The 5,851-nt window shown below is 72.9% G+C and carries 6 protein-coding genes; 3 read left to right on the forward strand and 3 right to left on the reverse strand.

The genetic code is table 11. The features are described 5' to 3' along the window. Positions 1-33 precede the first annotated feature (33 nt). The gene (locus tag ABZ641_RS23695; RefSeq protein ID WP_359984653.1) at positions 34-861 is read right to left on the reverse strand and encodes a hypothetical protein; all 828 of its coding nucleotides are present in this window, start codon (positions 859-861) and stop codon (positions 34-36) included. A gap of 179 nt (positions 862-1,040) precedes the next feature. On the opposite strand from ABZ641_RS23695, the gene ABZ641_RS23700 reads away from it, so the two are divergent. Together ABZ641_RS23700 and ABZ641_RS23705 are read left to right on the forward strand one after the other, a co-directional pair. After that, complete coding sequence (locus ABZ641_RS23700; protein WP_344628457.1) at positions 1,041-1,793, forward strand: rhomboid family intramembrane serine protease; 753 nt, start codon at positions 1,041-1,043, stop codon at positions 1,791-1,793. Positions 1,794-1,873: 80 nt separating this feature from the next. Next, entirely contained in the window at positions 1,874-2,764 is an 891-nt protein-coding gene (locus ABZ641_RS23705) for an A/G-specific adenine glycosylase (RefSeq protein WP_359984656.1), read from the forward strand. Between the two features lie 66 nt (positions 2,765-2,830). On the opposite strand, the gene ABZ641_RS23710 is transcribed toward ABZ641_RS23705, so the two are convergent. Next, entirely contained in the window at positions 2,831-4,420 is a 1,590-nt protein-coding gene (locus ABZ641_RS23710) for an MDR family MFS transporter (protein ID WP_344625302.1), read from the reverse strand. 218 nt (positions 4,421-4,638) lie between these two features. Here ABZ641_RS23710 and ABZ641_RS23715 point away from each other — a divergent pair, with 218 nt between their 5' ends. Then, positions 4,639-5,283, forward strand: a complete 645-nt coding sequence (locus ABZ641_RS23715) for a TetR family transcriptional regulator (protein ID WP_359984659.1) — start codon at positions 4,639-4,641, stop codon at positions 5,281-5,283. A 39-nt stretch (positions 5,284-5,322) separates the two neighbouring features. On the opposite strand, the gene ABZ641_RS23720 is transcribed toward ABZ641_RS23715, so the two are convergent. Continuing rightward, on the reverse strand, positions 5,323-5,851 hold a 529-nt coding region (locus ABZ641_RS23720), incomplete at its 5' end, for a M23 family metallopeptidase (RefSeq protein ID WP_359984661.1).

The following is a 5,851-nucleotide window of genomic DNA, read 5'->3' on the forward strand; positions in this document are numbered from 1 at the left end:
GTGTCGGGGACGGGCCGTTGCGGTACCGGTGGTTCAGTCCTCCAGGCGGATGGAGGTCCGGGCCGAGACCGGGCCGCCGGCCGGGCCGGCCAGGTCCGCCTGGACGAGGTAGTTGCCGGCGCCGGCCGACGTGCCGTCGGCGGAGGCGCACTGCGGCTTGCTGCGGTTGCGGCTCCAGGTGAAGTTCTCGGTCAGCCCGGCCCCGGCGGCCAGCTGCACCCAGGTGGCCTGCCGGTTCGCCGGGCAGTCGCCCGAGGACCAGACCCGCTCGCCGCTGCTGGCGGTGACGGTCAGCGTCGACGCCGTGCGGCCGAGGTCCACCCGGCAGCCGGTGCCCGAGGTGTTGCGGACGGTCAGCGAGAACCGCGGCTTGACCTTGACGGTGTACGAGTTGAGGCCGCTCGCCAGCTCCAGCGAGACCTGGGAGGCCGCGCAGGCCGGCAGGGCCATCACGTCGGGGGTGTTGGTCGGCGGCTGGCCGCCGCCCGTGCCGCCGCCGCTGCCGGTGCCGCCCGCCGCGGAGCCGTCCGTGCCGCCCGCGGTGCTGCCGGTGCCGTCCGAACTACCGCTGCCCGTACCGCCGGTGGAGAGGCTGACGTCCCCGCCGGAGGCGCCGGTGCCACCGGCCGCCGCGGCGCCGCCGCCCGTACCGCCGGGGCGCGAGGTGATGGCCGAGCCGGAGGGGCTGGCGCCGGGCGTGATCGACTGGACCGGGGCGGCCTGCGAGGTCTTCTTCTGCCCCTGGCCGCCGCCGTCGCCCGATCCGGTGAGGAGCCAGATCACCAGCGCCGCGACGACGGCCAGCGCGACGAGCACGACAAGACGCCGTCGCCAGTAGATCGAGGCGGGCAACGGTCCCACGGGTTGACGCAGAGAGGGCACGCGCAAACTCTACGAGACTGTGTGCACCCGTTGATGCATCAACACTGTACGGGGATCACTTCCTTCACATGATCCGCCATTTGCTCCGGACGGGCGAGGGCCTTTCCGGCCGTTCCGGGGGCCTGTCCCGGCCCTTGGCCGCCCCCTATAGTCGCGTCATGGCGACCGTGCAGCGCACCGAATCCGACCCGGCCCGAACCGTCGCCGAGGCGCGTCGGGCGTTCTTCGTGATGTTCGCCTTCCTCTGCACGGTGTGGGCCCTGCAACTGGCCAACTGGCTCGGCGACTACGCGCTCACCCTCGACTTCGGCATCCGCTCGCACCGGCCCGAGCGGCTCCCGGACGTCCTCGCAGCCCCGCTGCTGCACGTGAACTGGCAGCACGTGGAGAGCAATTCGGGCCCGCTGTTCGTCTTCGGCTTCCTCGCCGCCTACCGCGGGGTGAAGAAGTTCCTCGGCCTGACCCTGCTGGTGGCGCTCACCAGCGGGGCCGCCGTCTGGCTCTTCGAGAGCGAGCAGATGGTGACGGTCGGTGCGAGCGGCCTGATCTACGGCTACTTCGGCTACGTGGTGCTGCGCGGCGTGATCGACCGGAACCTCATCGACAGCCTGGTCGGCCTGGTGATGGCAGCCTCGTTCGCCTACATCCTCACCACCGCGGTGCCGGGCACCCCGGGCGTGAGCTGGCTGGGGCACCTCGGCGGACTGGTCGGCGGCCTGTTCGGCGCCTGGCTGCTGCGCGACCGCGGCGCCCGGACGGTCCGCGCCGGTGCCACCGACGCCGGGCCGGCGGCGGACACCCGGCCAGGGCCCGCCGGCACCGTGGCCACCCGGGGCGCGGCCGCGCCCGGCACGCTGCCAAAGAGCCCGCGGGCCGCGCTGCTCAAGGAACTGGACGACCTCGGCCTCTGAGCCCGGGCGGCCCGGCAGCCCCGGCGGTCCACGCGATCCGGTCGGGCCGCCGCCGGCGGCGTGGGAGGATCGGCAGTGCCATGGTTGCCATCAATGCCACTCCCTCCCGGCTGCACTCCGCCGTCATCGGCTGGTACGAGGCCAACGCCCGCGACCTGCCCTGGCGGGACCCGACCGCCACGCCCTGGGCGGTGATGGTCAGCGAGTTCATGCTCCAGCAGACCCCGGTGAAGCGGGTGCTGCCCGCCTACGCGGCCTGGATGGAGCGCTGGCCCACCCCGGCCCGGCTGGCCGCCGACGCCCCCGGCGAGGCCGTCCGGATGTGGGGCCGGCTCGGCTACCCGCGGCGCGCGCTGCGGCTGCACGGCGCCGCGGTGGCCATCACCGAGCAGCACGGCGGGCAGGTGCCGGAGGACCACGCGGCGCTGCTGGCGCTGCCCGGCGTCGGCGAGTACACCGCGGCCGCCGTCGCCTCCTTCGCCTTCCGCCAGCGCCACGTGGTGCTGGACACCAACGTCCGCCGGGTGTTCGCCCGGGCGGTGACCGGTGTGGAGTACCCGGCGCAGGCGACCACCGCCGCCGAGCGCCGCACCGCCGCCGCGTACCTGCCCGAGGGTGACGACCGGGCGGCGACCTGGGCGGTCGCCGTGATGGAGCTCGGCGCGCTGGTCTGCACCGCGCGCGGACCCGAGTGCGCCGACTGCCCGCTGTTCGCCGACTGCGCCTGGCAGAAGGCCGGCCGCCCGCCCTACGAGGGCCCGGCCCGCCGCGGGCAGACCTACGAGGGCACCGACCGCCAGGTCCGCGGCAAGCTGCTGGCCGTGCTGCGCGAGGCGCACGGCGAGGTGCCGCAGGCCCGGCTGGACGCCGTCTGGCCGGACGCCGTGCAGCGGGCCCGGGCCCTGGACGGCCTGGTCGCCGACGGCCTGGTCGAGCCGGTGGCCCAGGGCGTCTACCGGCTGCCGGGCTGACCGGCCCGGAACAACGGACGGGGCCCGCCCGGCACGTGCCGGGCGGGCCCCGTCGTCGTGCGGGGATCAGACCGCTTCGAGCTGCGTCTCCGGCTTCTGCGCCGCGCCGCTGCGCAGCGGCACCTCGCGCAGGAAGACCGCCGCGGCGACCGCGACCAGGCTGATCACGGCACCCCAGAGGAACACCGTGTGCATGCCGTTGGCGACGGCGTGGTGGTAGGCGTCCTGGACGGGCGCGGGCAGCTTGCGCAGCGCCTCGGGGCCCATCTGGCCGAGGTTGGCGCTCTTCGCGCCGCCGGCGCCGCCGAGCCGCTCCTTCATGGTCGCGGTGACCTGGTGGGTGAAGAGCGCACCGAAGAGCGCCACACCGATCGAACCGCCGATGGTGCGGAACAGCGTGGCGGTGGAGGAGGCCACGCCCATGTCCTTGAGCTCGACGCTGTTCTGCGCGACCAGCATGGTCACCTGCATCAGGAAGCCCATGCCGGCGCCCAGCACGACCATCCAGCAGGCCGAGGTGAACCGGCTGGTCTCGGTGCCGAGGGTGGAGAGCAGCAGCGAGCCGCCCGCCATCACCGCGGTGCCGATGATCGGGTAGATCCGGTACTTGCCGGTCTTGGTGATGGCCTGGCCGACCACCAGCGAGATCACCAGCATGCCGAACATCATCGGCATCAGCAGCAGGCCGGAGTTGGTCGCCGAGGCGCCCTGCACCGTCTGCTGGTAGAGCGGCAGGAAGGTCACCGCGCCGAACATCGCGAAACCGACGATGAAGCCGATCACCGAGACCAGGGCGAAGTTGCGGTTTTTGAAGAGCGTCAGCGGCAGCATCGGCTCCTCGACCCGCTGCTCCACGTAGCAGAAGCCGATCAGCGAGGCGACGCCGAGCGCGCCGAGGCCCAGGATCTGCTTGGAGCCCCAGGCGTACTCCGAGCCGCCCCAGGTGGTGACCAGGACGAGCGAGGTGATGCCGACGGTCAGCAGCAGCGCGCCCAGGTAGTCGATCCGGGCGGTGGAGCGGACGGTGGGCAGCTTCAGGGTGATCACGATGAAGGCCAGCGCGAGCACGCCGAGCGGCAGGTTGATGTAGAACGTCCAGCGCCAGCTCAGGTGGTCGGTGATGAAGCCGCCGATCAGGGGGCCGCCGATGGTGGCGAGCGCCATCACCGCGGCGAACATGCCCTGGTACTTGCCGCGGTCGCGCGGCGGGACGAGCGCACCCATGATCGACATCACGCCGACCATCAGACCGCCGGCGCCGAGGCCCTGCACGGCGCGGAAGGCGATCAGCTGGCCCATCGAGCCGGACAGGCCGGAGAGCGCCGAACCCGCCAGGAAGATCGCGATCGACAGGACGAAGGTGCCCTTGCGGCCGAACATGTCGCCGAGCTTGCCCCAGACGGGGGTCGAGGCCGCGGTCGCCAGCGTGTAGGCGGTGACCACCCACGACAGGTGCTCGGCGCCGCCGAGCTCACCGACGATGGTCGGCATCGCGGTGCCGACGATCAGGTTGTCGAGCATGGCGAGCAGCATCGCGACGACGAGGCCGATCATCACCAGCCGGATCTCGCGCGGCGAGCGGGGGAGGGCGTCGACCGCCCCCGCGGCGTCGGCTGCGGGGCCGTCCGCAGCTTTTTCTACCTGCTGGTGTGACATCGAGAATCTCCCCGGGAGCGGCTCGGCCGCGTGGTCCGCGGCTTACTTACTTGTCGACCGGCTAGTTATCGGTCGGGTCGCACGGTAAGTTGTCCCCCAGCCGGACGTCAAGCCGGTTTCGGCGGACCGCCCCCGGACAGGGAGAATGGACCCTGGAGGCGCGCCGGAGCCGGAGCGCCACCGCCACCCACCGCAGCCACGAGGCAGGCCACCCAGCGATGAGTACGACCCAGAGCCCCCGCAGCGACACCCGAGCGCGCATCATCGAGGTGGCCCTGGAACTCTTCGCCTCACAGGGGTACGAGAAGACCTCGCTGCGCGAGATCGCCGACCGCCTCGGCGTCACCAAGGCCGCGCTGTACTACCACTTCAAGACCAAGGACGACATCGTCCACGGCATCGTCGAGTCCATGGCCGCGCCGATAGACGAGGCGATCGCCTGGGGCCGCGACCGGCCCTGGTCGCCGGAGGTCCGCGACGAGCTGGTCCGGCGCTTCGCCGCCGGCATGGCCGACCGCGCTCCGCTGCTCCGCTTCTTCCACGAGAACCAGCCCGCCCTGCGGGACTCCGCGGCCGGCTCCGAGTTCAAGGACCGGATGCTGGCGATGATCGGGCTCATCCAGGGCCCGGGCGCGACCTTCCGGGAGCGGCTGCGCGCCACCGTGGCGCTCTTCTCGATCAACTCGGCGTTCTTCCTGCTCAAGCAGGACCACGGCGAGCCCGGCGAGCACGCCGAGGCCTGCGCCGAGGCCCCGCCGGCCACCCTCCCGGAGGCGATGGCGGCGGCCGTCGAACTCGCCCTGGAGATAGCGTCCGGCATCTCGGCCGACGAAACGGCGGCCGCCGGGGCGGCCGCCTCCTGACGGCGGCCCCGGCGGCCGGTCCTCCCGCGAGGGGTGCGATCAGAAGTTCGTCGCGCCGTGCGCCGAGAGGTACTTGATCGGGTCGATCACCGCGCCGTACTGGTTCGCGGTGCGGATCTCGAAGTGCAGGTGCGGGCCGGTCGAGTTGCCGGTGTTGCCGGACAGGCCGACCCGGTCACCGGCGTGCACCTTCTGGCCCGCGTGCACGCCGAGCTTCGACATGTGCGCGTACTGGGCGAAGTGGCCGTCCGACAGCTTCAGCACGACCTGGTTGCCGTACGCGCCGGCCCATCCGGCCGACACCACGGTGGCGTCGCCCACCGAGACCAGCGGGGTGCCCGGGCGGACGGCGAAGTCCACACCGGTGTGGAAGCCGGCCGCGTAGCTGTGGTTGGTCTTGTGGTACGGGTTGCTGGTCGGCGCGCCGGGCGCGGGGGAGGACCAGGAGGGCTGCGCCGGGGCCGGCGCCGGGGCGGCCGGGCCGGTCAGGCCGTACTGGCTGTCGTAGGTGCGCAGGTTGGTGGAGCTGTAGCCGTCGAACTCCCAGAGGGCGACGGTCGTGCCGGTG

It is taken from the genome of Kitasatospora sp. NPDC007106 (assembly GCF_040634455.1).
Lineage (GTDB): Bacteria > Actinomycetota > Actinomycetes > Streptomycetales > Streptomycetaceae > Kitasatospora > Kitasatospora arboriphila.